Source organism: Burkholderia sp. SIMBA_062, assembly GCF_046534765.1.
Lineage (GTDB): Bacteria > Pseudomonadota > Gammaproteobacteria > Burkholderiales > Burkholderiaceae > Burkholderia > Burkholderia ambifaria.
The window spans coordinates 1-285 of sequence record NZ_JAWRYD010000198.1; the positions used below are offsets into that span (position 1 = coordinate 1).

A 285-nucleotide genomic window follows, 5' to 3' on the forward strand; every position below is an offset into this window, starting at 1 on the left:
TAGCAATCTCGCTTATATAACGAGCGTGTTTATCGGCTACATCGGTACTGACTCGATTGGTTCGCTTATCAAACGCTTCGCTGCTAAAAAAGCCGGAGTAGAAGATGGTAGAAATCAATAATCAACGTAAGGCGTTCCTCGATATGCTGGCGTGGTCGGAGGGAACTGATAACGGACGTCAGAAAACCAGAAATCATGGTTATGACGTCATTGTAGGCGGAGAGCTATTCACTGATTACTCCGATCACCCTCGCAAACTTGTCACGCTAAACCCAAAACTCAAAT

The 285-nt window shown here is 45.3% G+C and carries 1 protein-coding gene and 1 pseudogene; both read left to right on the forward strand.

The window, feature by feature from the left end; translation table 11 throughout:
* Positions 1 to 16: 16 nt before the first annotated feature.
* Positions 17 to 121, forward strand: coding sequence for a hypothetical protein (locus SB786_RS36015; protein WP_227860379.1), 105 nt, complete (start codon positions 17 to 19; stop codon positions 119 to 121).
* Positions 105 to 285 (forward strand): annotated as a pseudogene (locus SB786_RS36020) (lysozyme); the annotation flags it as partial. The gene SB786_RS36015 and the pseudogene SB786_RS36020, both read left to right, overlap by 17 nt.